Source organism: Hydrogenophaga sp. NH-16, from assembly GCF_004006415.1.
GTDB lineage: Bacteria > Pseudomonadota > Gammaproteobacteria > Burkholderiales > Burkholderiaceae_C > Hydrogenophaga > Hydrogenophaga pseudoflava.
Genome location: NZ_CP029344.1, coordinates 2,509,054 through 2,526,325 on the forward strand (window position 1 = coordinate 2,509,054; position 17,272 = coordinate 2,526,325).

Sequence of the window (17,272 nt, forward strand, 5' to 3'; positions counted from 1 at the left end):
AGGGCTTTTGAATTTTTTGCACGGCCGGCTGCAATCGCAGCGGCACTGGCCCCTGCGTCAGCGCGTGTGCCCCAGGCAGGCGCCGGCGTTGGGCCGGCCGCGACATTCCCGTTTCAGGCGCTTCTCGCGCGCCGCCGGTGTTTCGCTGGACGGCGCCTCGATGAAGCTGACACGGGCCGGCGGACGGCGCCCGGTCTTGGCGGGCGGGCTGGCTGCTGCCGCCTGGAGCGCGACGCCCAGAGTCAGTGCGAGCACGGCAAACAGCGACATCGGTTGTGCGGACATGGGTTCCTCCTGAAGTGTGTGACAGCGCGCATGCTCGCGCCTGCTCCAGGCCCTGTCTGTGATGCATTCACCAGGCGAAAAAAAAGACCCGCGGCCTTGCGGCGCGCGGGTCGAACATCCAAAGGAGGCAATCAGGGGTCGGATCAGCGGTTGTAGGCGGTTTCGCCGTGCGAGCTGATGTCCAGACCTTCGCGTTCCTGCTCTTCGGTCACGCGCAGGCCCATGGTCAGGTCGACGATCTTGTAGGCGATGAAGGCGACGATGGAGGACCACACGATGGTGATGACCACGCCTTCGGCCTGGATCAGCAGCTGGCTGGCGATGGAGAAGTCGTCGCCCTTGACGCCGCCCAGCGAGCCGGCGGAGAACACGCCGGTCAGCAGGGCACCGACGATGCCGCCGACGCCGTGCACGCCGAACACGTCCAGCGAGTCGTCGGCACCGAGCATCTTCTTCAGGCCGGTCACGCCCCACAGGCACAGGAAGCCGGCAACCAGGCCGATGATGATGGCGCCCATGACACCAACGGTGCCGCAGGCCGGGGTGATGGCCACCAGGCCGGAGACGGCACCGGAGGCGGCGCCCAGCATCGAGGCCTTGCCCTTGGTCAGCGCTTCACCCACGCACCAGGCCAGCACGGCGGCGGCGGTGGCCATCAGGGTGTTGATGAAGGCCAGGGTGGTGCCACCGTTGGCTTCCAGGTTGGAGCCGGCGTTGAAACCGAACCAGCCCACCCACAGCAGCGAGGCGCCGACCATGGTCAGGGTCAGGCTGTGCGGGGCCATGGCTTCCTTGCCGTAGCCGATGCGCTTGCCCAGGACATAGGCACCCACCAGGCCGGCCATGGCGGCATTGATGTGCACCACGGTGCCGCCGGCGAAGTCCAGCGCGCCCTTGTCGAACAGGTAGCCGCCCGCGCCCCAGACCATGTGGGCGATCGGCAGGTAGCTGAAGGTGAACCAGATGGCGCAGAACAGCAGCACGGAACCGAACTTGATGCGCTCGGCGAAGGAGCCGACGATCAGCGCGCAGGTGATGCCCGCGAAGGTGCACTGGAAGGCGATGAAGATGAACTCGGGGATCATCACGCCGGCCGTGAAGGTGGCCGCCAGCGAATCGGCGGTGACACCCTTGAGGAACAGCTTGTCGAAGTTGCCGTAGATCAGGCCCTCGCCGCCGAAGGCGACGCTGTAGCCGTAGACGGCCCACAGCACGGCGATCAGCGAGAACACGACCATGACCTGCATCAGCACGGACAGCATGTTCTTGCTGCGCACCAGGCCGCCGTAGAACAGGGCCAGGCCGGGCACGACCATCAGCAGCACGAGGATGGTGGAGATCATCATCCAGGTCACGTCGCCCTTGTCCACCGTTTCCTTCACGGCTTCGGCGGGCGCAGCTTCTGCCGCAGCCGGTGCGGCCTCGGCGGCAGCGGGTGCTGCAGCGTCGGCAGCAGGGGCCGCTGCGGGAGCAGCCGCGGCATCGGCGGCGGGTGCGGTGGCGGCCGGTGCATCGGCCGGCTTGGCGGCGTCCTGGGCCATGGCGGAGAACCCGCCGAACATAAGGCCTGCCCCCAGGAGCAGGGAAGCGATCAGTTTTTTCATTTGGGTGCTCTTTCTGATACGGGTGCGGGGATCAGAGGGCTTCCTTGCCGGTCTCGCCGGTGCGGATGCGAACCACCTGTTCGAGGGGGGAGACGAAGATCTTGCCGTCGCCGATCTTGCCGGTGCGGGCGGCGCCTTCGATGGCTTCGATCACGCGGTCGACCAGGGCGTCGTCGACGGCGGCTTCGATCTTGACCTTGGGCAGGAAGTCGACGACGTACTCGGCGCCGCGGTAGAGCTCGGTGTGCCCCTTCTGGCGGCCAAAGCCCTTGACTTCGGTCACGGTGATGCCCTGCACGCCCATGCCGGAGAGCGCTTCGCGCACTTCGTCCAGCTTGAACGGCTTGATGATGGCGGAAACCATTTTCATGCTGTGTTACCTCTTCTAGGGTGGGACGGTGTCGGGGCGGGGCCGGGTGACACCACGGGTTGATGCAATCGCTTACAGCCAGAAGCAGGGACCGTGCCAGCTGCTCACCCACCCCGCTCCCGAGGCGGCCGCCCCGAGGGAAAACGTCCTCCCGACGGGGGCTGCGACCCACCCCGTGGGCATGACATGATCCCCGCGCCGCGGCCATAGAGCCGCACCAAACACGTGCATGCCGGTGTCCAGCCGGTCATGCACCGAAACAGGGATGGAGGACCGGATGGGTTTGTCATTGGTGCACAGCCGCGCGCTGATCGGGCTGGAGGCGCGGCCGGTGCAGGTGGAGGTGCACCTGGCCAACGGTCTGCCCAGCTTCACGCTGGTGGGTCTGGTCGACACGGAAGTGAAAGAAGCGCGCGAACGCGTGCGCTCGGCGATTGCCAACGCCGGGCTTGAATTCCCCAGCAACAAGCGCATCACAGTGAACCTGGCGCCGGCCGATCTGCCCAAGGACTCGGGTCGCTTCGACTTGCCGATCGCGCTGGGCATCCTGGCCGCGGCGGGCCAGATCGACGGCGCGAAGCTGGCCGGCTGGGAGTTCGCGGGCGAGCTTTCGCTGGGCGGCGAGCTGCGCCCGGTGCGCGGCGCGCTGGCCATGAGCCTGGCGCTGCACCGGGACGGTTCCGCGGGCGCGACCACACGGCTGGTGCTGCCGCCCGGCAGCGCCGAAGAGGCGGCGCTGGTGCCGCAGGCCCAGGTGTGCCGGGCCCGCCACCTGCTGGACGTGGTGGCGCAGTTCCTGCCCGAAGGGGCCGCGGGCACCGGCGATGCACCGCCCGACGACACGGGCTGGGCGCGTCTGTCGCCCACGCCGGTATCGGCCAGCGATACCTACGCCGACCTGGCCGACGTCAAGGGCCAGGCGGGCGCGCGCCGGGCGCTGGAGATCGCCGCGGCGGGCGGCCACTCGCTGCTGATGGTCGGCCCACCCGGCTCGGGCAAGAGCATGCTGGCGCAGCGTTTTGCCGGCCTGCTGCCGCCCATGGACACCACCGAGGCGCTGGAGTCGGCCGCGGTCGCCTCGCTGGCCGGGCGCTTCCGGCTGGAGGCCTGGGGCCTGCGACCCACCTGCGCACCGCACCACAGCGCCAGCGCCGTGGCCCTGGTGGGCGGCGGCTCACCGCCCCGGCCCGGCGAGATCTCGCTGGCCCACCACGGCGTGCTGTTCCTCGACGAACTGCCCGAATTCCCGCGCGCCGCCCTCGAAGCCCTGCGCGAGCCGCTGGAAAGCGGCCACATCCGCATCTCGCGCGCGGCGATGCAGAGCGAGTTCCCGGCGCGTTTCCAGCTGGTGGCCGCCATGAACCCCTGCCCCTGCGGCTTTCTGGGCCACCCGAGCCAGCCCTGCCGCGACACGCCGGACCAGGTCGCGCGTTACCAGGGGCGCCTCTCCGGCCCGCTGCTGGACCGCATCGACCTGCACATCGAGGTGCCCGCCCTGCCCCCGCACGACCTGCTGCACAGCCCGGCCGGCGAACCCAGCGCCACCGTGCGCGAACGCGTGGCCACCGCCCGGCAGCGGGCGCAGGCGCGCCAGGGCCAGAGCAACCAGGCGCTGTCGGGCCAGGCGCTGGACCGGCATGCGATGGCCGAACCCACCGCGCTCAAGTTCCTGCACACGGCGGCGGCCCGCCTGGGCTGGAGCGCGCGCAGCACCCACCGCGCCCTGCGCGTGGCGCGCACCATCGCCGACCTGGCGGGCAGCGAGTCCGTGGAGGTGGCGCACATCGCCGAGGCGGTGCAGTACCGGAGGGCGCTGCGCGCCGCGGGCTGAACGATCAGCGGTACTCGGCCTCACGGCGCCGCGCCTCGTCCATCTGGCGGAAGCGCACGCAGACGGGGTCGTTGGCAAACACCGCCTTGCCGCATTCGCGGATGCGGCAGAAGTCGCGCGCGAACACGTTGTCGCTGCCTGCGCACGCCTGGTCGACGCCCGCGACCGATCGCGTGGCGGGGGGTGGTGGCGCTGCAGCAGCCGCCACCGGCGCGGACTCGGCGGGTGCGGGCGCCGCCACGGGCGCGGGCTCGGACGCACCCGAATGGGTGCTGGCCACCGCAGGCGTTGCGCCAGCCCGTCGCCGCGCGTCTTCCAGTCGTTTTTGTTCCAGTGCCAGCTTCTGGCGTTGCTGTTCCTGGGCGGCCGCACGCTCCCGGTCCTGTTGCTCCAGCAGCTCGACCGAATGGCGCAGCCGGTCGACCGCGGCGGCGGCTTCGGGGGTGTTCGGCGATGCGGCGTCCGCGCCCACCGGTTCCGTGGCGGTCTGCGGGGCGGTGGCCGGTGCCGCGGTACCGGCTGTTGGCGTGGCTGACGGTGAGGCCACGGGCGCTCCCGCCAGGGGCGCGGCCTGCACCGGCGCCGGCGTGGACTGGTGGGCACCGAGCCACCAGCCGATGGCCAGCACCAGCACGCCCGCGGTCATGGCGCCCGCCCAGCGCCACCAGGCGGGCTGTTGTTCGGTGCGCTGGCCCGAGCGCTTGCGCCGGCGGGCGCGGCGCAGCGCGCGGCTGGCGCGCTCGCGGGCCACTGCGTCCGAGCCCGCATCCCCGCCCGGCCGGTCCAGCGGGCGGGCGCAACCCCGGCAGAAACGGGCCTGGTCCCGGTTTTCCTTGCCGCAGGAAGGACACACGATGGCCATGACAATCAGAGGGTGGAACTGGAAGGGCTTGGCGTTGTAGCACAAGCCCCGGCCCTGCTGCCCGGCGCACCGACGGGCTGTCGGGCGGCCGTGGCGAACGGGCGTTGCCGGGTCAGAGGTTGGTGCCGAGCCAGCGCTTGAGCTCGCTGACCGCCACGCCGCTGCGCGCGGCCAGGTCGGCCACCTGGTCCTCGCCGATGCGGCCGACGTTGAAATAGGTGCTCTCGGGGTGCGCCAGGTAGAAACCGCTGACGCTGGCGGCCGGGCTCATGGCCAGGCTTTCGGTGAGCGCCATGCCGATCTCATCGGCCTGCAGCAGCTCGAACATCTGGCGCTTGACGCTGTGGTCCGGGCAGGCCGGGTAACCCGGCGCCGGGCGGATGCCCTGGTACTTTTCCTTGATCAGGTCTTCGTTGCTCAGGGCTTCACCCGCCGCATAGCCCCAGAGGTCGGTGCGCACGCGGGCGTGCATGCACTCGGCCAGCGCCTCTGCCAGGCGGTCGGCCAGGGACTTGAACAGGATGGCGTTGTAGTCGTCGTGCGCGGCCAGGAACTGCTGCTCCTTCTTCTCCACGCCCACGCCGGCCGTCACCGCGAACAGGCCCACGTAGTCGGGCGTGCCCTTGGGCGCCACGAAGTCGGCCAGGCAGCGGCTCGGGCGCGTCACGCCATCGACAGTTTCCTTCTCCGTCTGCTGGCGCAGGCCGTGCCACGTCAGCACCGGCTGCTGGCGGCCCTCGTCGGCGTAGAGCGCGATGTCGTCGTCGTTCACGCGGTTGGCCGGGTAGAGGCCGATCACCGCGTTGGCGGTCAGCCAGCGGCCTTCGATGATCTTCTTGAGCATGGCCTGCGCGTCGGCGAACACCTTGCGCGCCTGCTCACCCACCACCTCGTCCTGCAAGATGGCCGGGTACGGGCCGGCCAGGTCCCAGGTCTGGAAGAACGGGCCCCAGTCGATGAAGCGCTCCAGTTCTGCCAGATCGAAGTTCTTGAACACACGGCGGCCGATGAACTTGGGCGCCACCGGTGCGTGCTTCACAAAATCGACGGGCGTGGCGTTGGCGCGCGCCTGCGCCAGCGGCCACAGCGGCACCTGCTTCTTGTTGGCGTGTTGCTGGCGCACGCGCTCGTAGTCGGCGTTGAGCTCGGCAATGGTCTGCTGACGGCCGTCGCCGATCAGGCTCTGCGCCACGCTCACGCTGCGCGAGGCGTCGGGCACGTAGACGACGGGGCCGTCGTAGTGCGGCGCGATCTTCACGGCCGTGTGCACGCGGCTGGTGGTGGCGCCGCCGATCAGCAGCGGAATGCCTTGCTCGCGGAAGTGCGCGTCCTTCTGCATCTCGCCGGCCACGTACTGCATCTCTTCCAGGCTGGGCGTGATCAGGCCCGACAGGCCCACGATGTCCGCCCCCTCTTCCTTGGCCTTGGCCAGGATCTCGTGGCACGGGACCATCACGCCCATGTTCACCACCTCGAAGTTGTTGCACTGGAGCACGACGGTGACGATGTTCTTGCCAATGTCGTGCACGTCGCCCTTGACGGTGGCGATCACGATCTTGCCCTTGGACTTCACGTCGCCGCCGGCCGCTTCGAGCTGGCGCTTCTCTTCCTCGATGTAGGGCAGCAGGTGGGCCACGGCCTGCTTCATCACGCGGGCCGACTTCACCACCTGGGGCAGGAACATCTTGCCGGCACCGAACAGGTCGCCGACCACGTTCATGCCATCCATCAGCGGGCCTTCGATCACGTGCAGCGGGCGGCCGCCGTCGGCCTTGATGGCCTGCCACATCTCTTCGGTGTCTTCGGTGATGTGCTCGTTGATGCCGCGCACCAGCGCGTGCGTCAGGCGTTCGCGGATCGGCAGGCCGCGCCACTCGTTCTTCTTCGAGTCGTCCTTGGCCGCGCCCTTGGCGCTCTCGGCCACTTCCACCAGGCGTTCGCCGGCGTCGGGCCGGCGGTTCAGCACCACGTCTTCCACCCGCTCGCGCAGCGTGGGTTCGATCTCGTCGTACACGCCCACCATGCCGGCGTTGACGATGCCCATGTCCATGCCGGCCTTGATGGCGTGGTACAGGAACACGGTGTGGATGGCCTCGCGCACCGGGTCGTTGCCGCGGAAGCTGAACGACACGTTGGACACGCCGCCGCTGACCTTGGCACCCGGCAGGTTCGCCTTGATCCAGCGCGTGGCCTCGATGAAGTCGACCGCGTAGTTGTTGTGTTCTTCGATGCCGGTGGCGATGGCGAAGATGTTGGGGTCGAAGATGATGTCCTCGGGCGGGAAACCGACCTCGTCCACCAGCACGCGGTAGGCGCGTTCGCAGATCTCGATCTTGCGCTCGTAGGTGTCGGCCTGGCCTTTTTCGTCAAAGGCCATCACCACCGCGGCGGCGCCGTAGCGCTTGACCAGTCCGGCCTGGCGCTTGAACTCCTCGACGCCCTCCTTCATGGAAATCGAGTTGACGACGCCCTTGCCCTGGATGCACTGCAGGCCGGCCTCGATCACGCTCCACTTGGACGAGTCGATCATGATCGGCACGCGCGCGATGTCGGGCTCGCCGGCGATCAGGTTCAGGAAACGCACCATGGCGGCCTGGCTGTCCAGCATGGCCTCGTCCATGTTCACGTCCACGATCTGCGCGCCGTTCTCCACCTGCTGGCGGGCCACGGCCAGCGCGTCCTCGTAGCGACCTTCGAGGATCATGCGGGCGAAGGCCTTGGAGCCGGTGACGTTGGTGCGCTCGCCGACGTTGACGAACAGGCTGCCCTCGCCGATGCGCAGCGGCTCCAGGCCGGACAGCAGCATGGGGGGGACGGACGACACGGCGGAAGCGGAAGCAGAGGCGACGGAAGCAACGGACATGGGGCTCACCAGGTGACATTCGGGGACTGGTGAGCGCCGTTGTGGCCGCCGGGACCGGCGGGGGCGTCGTCGACGCCCGGTGACTCAAGCCTGACGCGGCCCGCGGACGGGACGGCGCTGCAGCGCTCCTTGAGAGGCGGGAATTTTAGCCGGGCATGCCGGGAAAACCCGCGCACCGGGACATTCACGCATCACAACATAATTGATTTCTGATGTTTTGAGACCGCTCATGCGCCCTTCTTCCCTGCTGTCCATGCTCGCCGGCCTGCTCGCCTGGGCCGTCACCTCACCCCTGGCCCACGCCATCGAGGTGCGCTTCCAGCCCGTCGCGCCCGGCGTCTACGCCTTCATCGGCGAGAAGGTCGGCCGCACCTACGACAACGAGGGCCTGAACGCCAACATCGGCCTGGTGGTGACGCCGGCTGGCGCGCTGCTGATCGACAGCGGCGCGAGCGTCCAGGGCGCGCAGAAGATCCACGCGGCGGTGAAAAAGGTGACGGACCAGCCGGTGAAATGGGTCATCAACACCGGCGGACAGGACCACCGCTGGCTGGGCAACGGCCACTTCATCGCCCAGGGAGCCGAGGTCATCGCCCACGCCAGCGGCAAGGCGGACCTGCTGGCCCGCGGCGGCGACCACCTCGCCGCCCTCAGGCCGGTGCTGAAAGAGAAGCTGGACGGCACCGTGCCCACCCTGCCCACGCGCTGGCTCACGGGCAGCGACGAGACCCTGAACCTGGGCGGCACGACCATTGAAGTGAAGCACCGCGGCGGCGCGCACACGCCCGGCGACCTGATGGTCTGGCTGCCGCAGCAGCGCGTGGTCTTCAGCGGCGACATCGTCTACGTGGACCGCATGCTCGGCGTGATCCCGGTCAGCCACACCGGCCGCTGGCTGGCCAGCCTTGCGGCGCTGGAAGCGATCAAACCTGCGCGCATCGTGCCCGGCCATGGCGAGGTGAGCGATCTGCCCAAAGCACAGGCCCAGACCCGCGACTACCTGCAGGCGCTGCGCACGCACATGAAGCGGGCGGTGGAGAACGGCGAGGACATCGGCGCCGCCATCAAGGCCTTCGACGCGAAGCCGTGGATGGACCTGCTCAATGCGGCCGAGCTGCACCCGGGCAACGCGAGCCGCACGTATCTGGAGCTGGAGCGGGAGTGAGGCGCCGCCTCAGGCGGCGACCACCGGAATGACCCGGCGCGCCGGCTTCTCCGCCCGCGCCCGCAGCTGCCCGCACCCTCCGTCCACGTCCTGCCCGGCGGACATGCGCAGCTTGGTCAGGATGTGGCGGCGGTGCAGGCGGCGCGCCATGTCGGCCGCCTTCTCCCAGCTGGGGCGCTGGTAGGGCATGCCTTCGGTGGTGTTGTACGGGATGAGGTTGAGGATGGCGTACTTGCCGCTCAGCAGGCGCACGAGGCCCTCGATCTCGTCGTCGCCGTCGTTGATGCCGTCCAGCAGCGTCCACTGGTACTGGATCGGGTAGCCGGTGGCGCGGGCGTAGGCCTCGCCCGCCTCCACCAGCTCTTCGGGCGTGAGCAGCGGCGCGCGTGGCAGCAGCTCGCGCCGCAGATCCGCCCGGGTGGTGTGCAGCGACAGGGCCAGCGCCGGCTTGACCGCGCCGCGCGGCAGTTCGTCGAACACGCGCGGGTCGCCCACGGTGGAAAACACCAGGTTCTTGTGGCCGATGTTGCCGGCCGTGCCCAGCAGCTCGATGGCCTCCATCACGTTGTCCAGGTTGTGCGCGGGCTCGCCCATGCCCATGAACACCACCTTCTTCACCGGCCGGCGCGTGCGCGCCAACGCCACCTGGGCCACGATCTCGGCGCTGCCGAGCTGGCGGATCAGCCCTGTCGTGCCGGTCATGCAGAAGCGGCAGCCTACCGCGCAGCCGACCTGGGTGGAGACGCACAGGCCGGGCGTGCGGTCGGGCAGCAGCAGCACGCTTTCCACCAGCTGGCCGTCGCCCAGCTTCACCAGCAGGCGCTCGGAGCCGTCGTCGCCGGGGTGGGCGGATTCGAGCGTCGCCAGGCCCGCGAGTTCGGCTTCCAGCGCCGGCAGCGCGGCGCGCAACGTGGCCGGCAGGAAGTGTTCGATCTGCCGCTTGCCGGCCGTCTGCGGCAGGGCGTTGCTCCACAGGCGGAGCACGCGGTGCTGGTGTTTGGGCAGGGCGCCGAGCACAGTGAGGCGCTCGCGCAAGTCAGAGATACGCATCCCGGGATTGTCCCTGAGGGTCGCCCTGAACGCAGTACCGGCACAGAATGCGCTTTCACCAGGAGACTCCCCACGATGAAGTCCGTGTCATTCATCCAGCGCAACACGCAAGGCCACTGGGTCGGCGACGGTTTTCCCGTGCGCACCCTGTTCTCGTACAACGACGACCCCGCCGCGTTCTCGCCCTTCCTCATGCTCGACTATGGCGGCCCGGTCGAGTTCGAACCGACCACGAAGCGGCGCGGCGTCGGCGCGCACCCGCACCGCGGCTTCGAGACCGTGACCATCGTCTACGACGGCGAGGTCACGCACCGCGATTCCACCGGCGGCGGCGGCACCATCGGCCCCGGCGAGGTGCAGTGGATGACCGCCGCCTCGGGCATCGTGCACGAGGAGTTCCACAGCGAGGCCTATGCGCGCACGGGCGGCCCCTTCCGCATGGTGCAGCTGTGGGTGAACCTGCCGGCGCGCGACAAGATGGCCCCGCCCGGCTACCAGGGCATCACGGCGGCGCAGATCCCGACGCTGCCGCTGACCGACGTGCACGGCGCCATCGCCGGCACGGTGCGGCCGATTGCGGGCGGCTTCGACGGCGCCAGCGGCCCGGCGAAGACCTTCACGCCCATGCAGGTGTGGGACGTGCAGCTGAAAGCCGGCCACACCGTCACCCTGCCCGCGCCCGAGGGCCACACCACGGTGCCGCTGGTCTACCAGGGCCGCGTGAAAACCGCCGATGGCCAGGAGGCCGGCGACGCCGAAATGATCGTCTACGAACGCGACGGCACCGGCGTGCAGCTGACCGCGCTGGCCGACACCACCCTGCTGTGGCTGTGCGGCGAGCCGATCGACGAGCCCGTCGTGGGCTACGGCCCCTTCGTGATGAACACGCCGCAGGAGATCCAGCAGGCGTTCGTCGATTTCCAGTCCGGTCGCATGGGGAGGCTTTGACATGTTGGAGATGCTGATCACCGCCCGCCCCGGCGACCTGGGGCATGGCCTGACCGTGCGGCGCGTGCTGCCCTACGCCAAACGCCGCCACGTCGGCCCCTTCGTGTTCATGGACCACGCCGGCCCGGTCACGCTGGCGCCCGAGCATGTGCGCGCCGCCGACGTGCGGCCGCACCCGCACATCGGCCTGTCGACCGTGAGCTACCTGCTCAGCGGCATGATCACCCACCGCGACAGCCTGGGCATCCGGCAGGACATCAAACCCGGCGACGTGAACTGGATGACCGCGGGCCGCGGCATCAGCCATTCCGAGCGCTTCACCCACCCCGAGTCCTTCGCGGGCGGCGGGCTGGAGCTGATGCAGTTCTGGGTCGCGCTGCCCGAGGCCGACGAAGAGTGCGAACCGGCCTTCGACCACTACCCGCAGGCCCTGATGCCCGAGCACGAGACCGGCGGCGTGTGGTGGCGCCTGTTCGCCGGCAGCGCCTACGGCCAGACGACACCGGTGCGCACACATTCCCCGCTGTTCGCGCTGCACGCGCGCCTGCAGCCCGGCGCCACGCTGGCCCTGACCGGTGGCCACGCCGAGCAGGCGGTGTATGTGGCGCGGGGCGCCGTCACCCACGGCGACACGACCGCGGAACCCGGCCAGCTGCTGGTGTTCACCGGCGAGGGTGATTCGGTGACGGCCGGCCCCGACGGCGCCACGCTGATGGTCTTCGGCGGCCAGCCGCTGGGTGAGCGCCACATGTTCTGGAACTTCGTGTCCTCGCGCAGGGAACGCATCGAGCAGGCCAAGGCCGACTGGCGGGAAGGCCGCTTCGCGCTGCCGCCCGACGACCATGACGAGTGGATCCCGCTGCCCTGAAAAGCCGCGCGCATTCGGTCACACCGTGCACCAGGCCGCCACGGCACAATGCCGGCATGTCCCTTTTTGACCGACTGTTCGGCGCGCGCGCCCGGGAGTACCCCGAGTCGCGCCTGCCCGCCGACCGCCAGGCCGCCGTGAACGGTTCTTCCGCCGCGCACGAGGCCGCCCACCTGCTGCGCGCGCCCACGGCGCTGATGCAGCTCAGCGAGGCCGAGGCGCTGACCGTGGTCGGCTTCATGCGGCCCAGGCGCTTCAAGCGCGGCACGACCATCATCCGCCAGGGCGAGGCCACCGACACCGGCTACATGGTGCTGGTGCTCGAAGGCGAGATCACGGTGGAGACGCTGATCGCGCGCCGCGTCAACCCGGTCACCGTGACCGTGCTGGGCCCGGGCAGCCTGATCGGCGAGATGGCCCTGGTCGACGGCGGCGCCCGCTCGGCCTCCTGCACCGCCAGCACCGATGTGGCCTGCGCCGTGCTCACGCGCGATGCCCTGGAGGCGCTGACCGCCGAGCAGCCCGCCACCGCCGCCAAACTCATGACCGCCGTGGCCCAGCGCCTGGCCGAGCGCCTGCGCGACAGCGGCCACAAGCTGCAGGTCTACAGCCAACTGGTGCAGACCATGCAGGCGGAGATCGACCGGCTGATGCCCACGCCCGACCAGCGCCGCTGAGGCACTGCGCGGCGCGCCGTTCACGTTCTGCGCAGCTTGAACACCTGGACCGCTTCCAGCAGATGCGCGGCCTGGTCGCGCAGGCTGGCGGCGGCCACGGCCGACTGCTCCACCAGCGCCGCGTTCTGCTGGGTCATCTGATCGAGGTTCGCGACCGCGAGGTTCACCTCGCCCACGCCCGTCGCCTGTGCCTGGTTGGCCTGGCGCATGGTGCCGACCAGCGCGTTCACCCGCTGCACCGACTCGACCATCTGCTGCATGGTCTGGCCGGCGCTGTCCACCAGCGCGCCGCCGGATGCCACCCGCTGCACCGATTCGCCGATCAGGTCCCGGACCTCCCGCGCCGCCCCGGCCGACCGGGTGGCCAGCGACCGCACCTCCGACGCCACCACCGCGAAACCGCGGCCGTGTTCGCCCGCGCGGGCCGCCTCCACGGCGGCGTTGAGCGCCAGGATGTTGGTCTGGAAGGCGATGCCGTCGATCACGCCGGTGATGTCGGCGATGCGCCGCGAGGACGCGGTGATCTGGCCCATGGTGCCCACCACGTCGGACACCGCTGCCTGCCCGTCGCGGGCAGACACCGAGGCCGCCTGGGAGATCGATCCGGCCTGCTCCGCCGCCAGCGCATTCCGCGCCACGGTGCCGTGGATGTCCGACATGGCCACCGCGGTCTGCTTCAGGGCCGAGGCCGCCTGTTCGGTCCGTGCCGACAGCGCCCGGTTGCCGGCGGCAATCTCGCCGGCCGCTTCGTCCATGCGGTGGGCCGAGTCGCGCACCTGCCCGACCATGCGCCGCAGGTTCTGCGTCATGTCGGCCAGGGCCCGCATCAGCAGCCCCACCTCGTCGCGCCCGGCGGGCGGCGCCACCTCCTGCGCGATGTCCCCGCGTGCGATGGCCTGCGCCAGCCGGATGGCCTGGTTCAGGCCGTCGACGATGGAGCGGCAGATGCTGCGCGTGAGCACGATGGTCATCGCCAGCGCCAGGCCGATCACCACCGCCAGGCGCTGGACGTACGCCACCAGTTCGTCGCGCAGATCGTCCACGTACACACCCGAGCCCACCACCCAGCCCCAGGGCTCGAAGCCCTTGACGAAGGACAGCTTGGGCACCGGGTCCACGCTGCCCGGCCGTGGCCATTGGTAGCGCACGAACCCCTGCCGCTCACGCCGCACGGTTTCGACGAAGCGGACGAACAGCGCCTGCCCGTCCGGGTCGCGGATGCCGCTGGCGTCCTGCCCCTCCAGCGCCGGCTGCTCAGGGTGCATGACGATGCGCGGCTGCATGTCGTTGATCCAGAAGTACCCACCCTCGCCGTAGCGCAGGCTGGCCAGCGCCTGCCGGGCCAGTGTCTGCGCACCGGCCTTGTCCACCTGGCCGGCGCGTTCCAGGCCATGGGCCCAGGCCAGCACGCCGTGGGCCAGCTCCACCGTGTGTCGCGTGGCCTCGGCCCGGGCCTGCTGGGCCCGCCGGTATTCCTCGGCCCCCAGCCAGGTGGCCAGCAGCACCAGTCCACCGATGCCCATCAGGGCCATGAAACGCAGCTTGGTCACGATGGACCAACGCCGAAGCCAGTGTTGCATTCACGTCTCCTTCAATGGGGCCAGTGTGTCGGTCCCGGACACACTGGCATCGGTTGAAAAGACGGAAAATTGAATCCTTTTTGCCCCAGGATTCCGCATTCAGGGTGTCACGGAGACCGTGACAGTAGGCATCAAGTATTCGGGGCGGTCTTGGCGCTCCAGACCATGGTGATGGCCAGGATGCCCAGCACCACGCCCAGCGACACCGCCACCGGGATCTTGAAGATGTCGATCAGCATCATCTTGGTGCCGATGAAGACCAGGATCACGGCCAGCCCGTAGTTGAGCAGGTGGAAGCGGCTGGCCGCGGCCTGCAGCAGGAAGAACATGGCGCGCAGACCCAGGATGGCGAACACGTTGCTGGTCAGCACGATGAACGGGTCCTTGGTGATGGCAAAGATGGCCGGGATCGAATCCACCGCGAAGATCACGTCGGTCAGGCCCACCATGGCGATCACCATCAGCAGTGGCGTGGCGATCTTCTTGCCGTTTTCGACGGTGAAGAACTTCTCGCCGTCGAACCGCTTGCTCACGGGCATCACGCGGCGCAGCAGCTTGAGCGCCGGGTTGTCGTCCAGGCTTTCTTCCTTGCCGGCGGCCCACCACATCTTGATGCCGGTGAGGATCAGGAAAGCGCCGAACACATAGAGGATCCAGTGGAACTGCTCCAGCAGCCAGGCCCCCACCAGGATCATGATGGTGCGCAGCACGATGGCGCCCAGGATGCCGATCATCAGCACCCGCTTCTGGAAGGCCGGCGGCACCGCGAAGTAGGTGAAGATCAGCAGGAACACGAAGATGTTGTCCACCGCCAGGCTCTTCTCGATGAGGTAGCCGGTCAGGAACTCCAGCGATTTTTCGTTGGCCATCGCGGTCGAACCGGTGGTGTCCTTGATGGCCCACCACAGCAGGCCGTTGAAGACGAAGCTCACCGCCACCCAGGCGAGCGACCAGTTCAGCGCTTCCTTCACGCCCACGGCGTGGGCGCCCTGCTTCTTGAGCACGACAAAGTCGACGAACAGGGCCGCGAGCACGAAGGCGACGAAGACGCCCCAGAGCCACAGGGGTGCAATGGTTTCCATGATGGACAAGACCTTTTCTTGAGGACGGTGTTGATCGGATGAAGAACACCCTCCAAGGTCTGGCCGGGACCGGGCATGGCGCCTGGCCCGGGGCATCCGGCGGCCTTTCACTGAAGGCCGCGTACTGACGGATGCCCCTCCCGCCGAAGCCGGACGGAGCGTCCGGTGGCGGGCTGGTTACTCCCCTTGACGGGAGCCGCGATTGTGGGGGCGGCGCACCGCCCTCACAAGGCGAAGGTCATTCAGAAAAAAATGGAAGATGGAGAACTCTTTGGCAGTCATCGAACTTTACTGTCTACGCTCAATCCCGCTTGAAGAGTCCTCCCCATAGCCGTGCAATCGGATCAGGAGGGTTGCGACTTCTACCCTGCTGAATGTTGTCAAGTCCACGGACAACAAGATATATGCCCGCTGTCAACAACAGAAGAAACGCGTCTGGATTCCAGATGGACGAGCCAGGCGCGTGTCGATAAACAGCCACGACGACGCCCACAATGACCTCGGAGACTCCGTACAGAATTCGCGACCACTGGCGGACTGCAAATAGAAGAAGTCCAAATAGCAGTGCGGCCAGGCCGACGACGACTGGCCCTTGCCCGCTCAGCTCAGTAAGAAGCCATGGGTAGGCATCTCGGGCCACAACACCAATGCCATAGGTAGCTATTGCAGACGGAACCGCCGACGAAATGACCCGAATGAAATGCCGGAAGTTTGGTTCAGGCAGCTTTGAGCTCTGTTGTGAGGCCAAGCTCAAGGAGAAGTGGACGAAAAAGAGCATCCACACACCGGTAAGCACTCCCGTGTAGAGCAGGTAGTCTTCTAGAGTTCTGGTGGCGATGGAATAGGCAACACAAGCCAAGACCAGGCCAATCAAGAATCCAAAGTAGATCTTCACAAGCAGTGGAAAGGCCGCCTCAGTTTTTTTCTGAGTCATATCAGGTCATCACTCAGGATCTAAACCTGACCAAGCACCCAAGCTCCCTTACTCAGGCCGCTTCCTTGTAGAACATCGCCCGCCCCACCGCCCGGGGCGCCTGCGTGGCCACCGCGTCGTGGATCGCGCCGATGTGCTGCGGCGTGGTGCCGCAGCAGCCGCCCACGATGTTCACCAGGCCCTCGGCCGCGAACTCGCGCAGCAGGCGGCTGGTGACGTCCGGCGTCTCGTCGAAGCCGGTGTCGCTCATGGGGTTGGGCAGGCCGGCGTTGGGGTAACAGCTGATGAAGGTGTCGCCCGCCACCTTGGCCAGTTCCTGGATGTAGGGGCGCATCAGCGTGGCGCCGAGCGCGCAGTTCAGGCCCACGGCCAGCGGCTGGATGTGGCGCACGCTGGCCCAGAAGGCGGTGACGGTCTGGCCGCTGAGGATGCGGCCGGAGGCGTCCGTCACGGTGCCGCTGATGATGACCGGCAGGCTCTCGCCGCTCTTCTCGAAGTACTCGTCGATGGCGAACAGCGCGGCCTTGGCGTTGAGCGTGTCGAAGATGGTTTCCACCAGCAGCACGTCGGCGCCGCCCTCGACCAGCGCTTCCACCTGCTCGTAATACGCCGCGCGCAGCTGCTCGAAGGTGATGTTGCGGGCGCCGGCGTCGTTCACGTCGGGGCTGATGCTGGCGGTCTTGGGCGTCGGGCCCAGGGCGCCGGCCACGAAGCGCGGCTTGTCGGGCGTGCTGTACTTGTCGCAGGCCTCGCGGGCGATGCGGGCCGAGGCCAGGTTCATCTCGCGCGCCAGGTGGGCCATGTCGTAGTCCTCCTGCGCAATCGTCGTGGCGCCGAAGGTGTTGGTCTCGATCAGGTCGGCGCCTGCCGCCAGGTAACCCTCGTGGATGTCGCGGATCACGTCGGGGCGGGTCAGGCTCAGCAGTTCGTTGTTGCCCTTGACGTCCTTGTGGAAGTCCTTGAAGCGCTCGCCGCGGTACTGCGCCTCGCCCAGCTTGAAGCGCTGGATCATGGTGCCCATGGCGCCGTCAAGGATGGCGATGCGTTGGGACAGGATCTGGGGCAGCGCCTGGGCGCGGGTGTAGACGGGCGTTTTCATGATCCCGCGATTGTAGGAAACGCCCCCCGGCCAGCCGTGGTCAGGGACTTCGGC

The 17,272-nt window shown here is 68.5% G+C and carries 15 protein-coding genes; 5 read left to right on the forward strand and 10 right to left on the reverse strand.

Features of this window, described 5'->3' with window-relative positions; all coding sequences use genetic code 11:
- Positions 1-57: 57 nt before the first annotated feature.
- The 3 genes from DD542_RS12210 to DD542_RS12220 form a co-directional block, all read right to left on the reverse strand.
- Positions 58-285 (reverse strand): hypothetical protein, encoded by a 228-nt coding sequence (locus DD542_RS12210; protein WP_127805857.1) that lies wholly within the window; start codon positions 283-285, stop codon positions 58-60.
- A 143-nt stretch (positions 286-428) separates the two neighbouring features.
- On the reverse strand, positions 429-1,889 hold the full coding sequence (gene amt / locus DD542_RS12215) for an ammonium transporter (protein ID WP_127805858.1): 1,461 nt from the start codon (positions 1,887-1,889) through the stop codon (positions 429-431).
- 31 nt (positions 1,890-1,920) lie between these two features.
- On the reverse strand, positions 1,921-2,259 hold the full coding sequence (locus DD542_RS12220) for a P-II family nitrogen regulator (RefSeq protein WP_066152377.1): 339 nt from the start codon (positions 2,257-2,259) through the stop codon (positions 1,921-1,923).
- Positions 2,260-2,536: 277 nt separating this feature from the next.
- Between DD542_RS12220 and DD542_RS12225 the strand changes: the two genes are divergently transcribed.
- Positions 2,537-4,090 (forward strand): YifB family Mg chelatase-like AAA ATPase, encoded by a 1,554-nt coding sequence (locus DD542_RS12225; RefSeq protein ID WP_127805859.1) that lies wholly within the window; start codon positions 2,537-2,539, stop codon positions 4,088-4,090.
- 4 nt (positions 4,091-4,094) lie between these two features.
- Here the strand turns inward: DD542_RS12225 and DD542_RS12230 are convergent, their stop codons facing one another.
- Entirely contained in the window at positions 4,095-4,952 is an 858-nt protein-coding gene (locus tag DD542_RS12230; RefSeq protein ID WP_127805860.1) for a zinc ribbon domain-containing protein, read from the reverse strand.
- A gap of 112 nt (positions 4,953-5,064) precedes the next feature.
- Positions 5,065-7,815, reverse strand: coding sequence for a methionine synthase (gene metH / locus DD542_RS12235; RefSeq protein ID WP_127805861.1), 2,751 nt, complete (start codon positions 7,813-7,815; stop codon positions 5,065-5,067).
- 229 nt (positions 7,816-8,044) lie between these two features.
- On the opposite strand from metH, the gene DD542_RS12240 reads away from it, so the two are divergent.
- Entirely contained in the window at positions 8,045-8,980 is a 936-nt protein-coding gene (locus DD542_RS12240; protein ID WP_127805862.1) for an MBL fold metallo-hydrolase, read from the forward strand.
- A 9-nt stretch (positions 8,981-8,989) separates the two neighbouring features.
- Here the strand turns inward: DD542_RS12240 and DD542_RS12245 are convergent, their stop codons facing one another.
- Complete coding sequence (locus tag DD542_RS12245) at positions 8,990-10,030, reverse strand: RNA methyltransferase (protein ID WP_127805863.1); 1,041 nt, start codon at positions 10,028-10,030, stop codon at positions 8,990-8,992.
- 75 nt (positions 10,031-10,105) lie between these two features.
- Between DD542_RS12245 and DD542_RS12250 the strand changes: the two genes are divergently transcribed.
- Genes DD542_RS12250 through DD542_RS12260 form a run of 3 tightly spaced genes read left to right on the forward strand, consistent with a single transcriptional unit; the run spans position 10,106 to position 12,523 of the window.
- Positions 10,106-10,978: a pirin family protein gene (locus DD542_RS12250; RefSeq protein ID WP_127805864.1), complete on the forward strand. Its 873-nt coding sequence runs from the start codon at positions 10,106-10,108 to the stop codon at positions 10,976-10,978.
- A gap of 1 nt (position 10,979) precedes the next feature.
- On the forward strand, positions 10,980-11,846 hold the full coding sequence (locus tag DD542_RS12255; RefSeq protein WP_066152350.1) for a pirin family protein: 867 nt from the start codon (positions 10,980-10,982) through the stop codon (positions 11,844-11,846).
- Positions 11,847-11,902: 56 nt separating this feature from the next.
- The gene (locus tag DD542_RS12260) at positions 11,903-12,523 is read left to right on the forward strand and encodes a cyclic nucleotide-binding domain-containing protein (protein ID WP_066152348.1); all 621 of its coding nucleotides are present in this window, start codon (positions 11,903-11,905) and stop codon (positions 12,521-12,523) included.
- Between the two features lie 20 nt (positions 12,524-12,543).
- Here the strand turns inward: DD542_RS12260 and DD542_RS12265 are convergent, their stop codons facing one another.
- The 4 genes from DD542_RS12265 to DD542_RS12280 form a co-directional block, all read right to left on the reverse strand.
- Positions 12,544-14,103, reverse strand: a complete 1,560-nt coding sequence (locus DD542_RS12265; protein ID WP_127805865.1) for a methyl-accepting chemotaxis protein — start codon at positions 14,101-14,103, stop codon at positions 12,544-12,546.
- A 131-nt stretch (positions 14,104-14,234) separates the two neighbouring features.
- Positions 14,235-15,185 (reverse strand): TerC family protein, encoded by a 951-nt coding sequence (locus DD542_RS12270; protein WP_127805866.1) that lies wholly within the window; start codon positions 15,183-15,185, stop codon positions 14,235-14,237.
- 301 nt (positions 15,186-15,486) lie between these two features.
- Complete coding sequence (locus DD542_RS12275; RefSeq protein ID WP_127805867.1) at positions 15,487-16,119, reverse strand: hypothetical protein; 633 nt, start codon at positions 16,117-16,119, stop codon at positions 15,487-15,489.
- A 52-nt stretch (positions 16,120-16,171) separates the two neighbouring features.
- Positions 16,172-17,218, reverse strand: coding sequence for a homocysteine S-methyltransferase family protein (locus DD542_RS12280; protein WP_127805868.1), 1,047 nt, complete (start codon positions 17,216-17,218; stop codon positions 16,172-16,174).
- Positions 17,219-17,272: the final 54 nt, after the last annotated feature.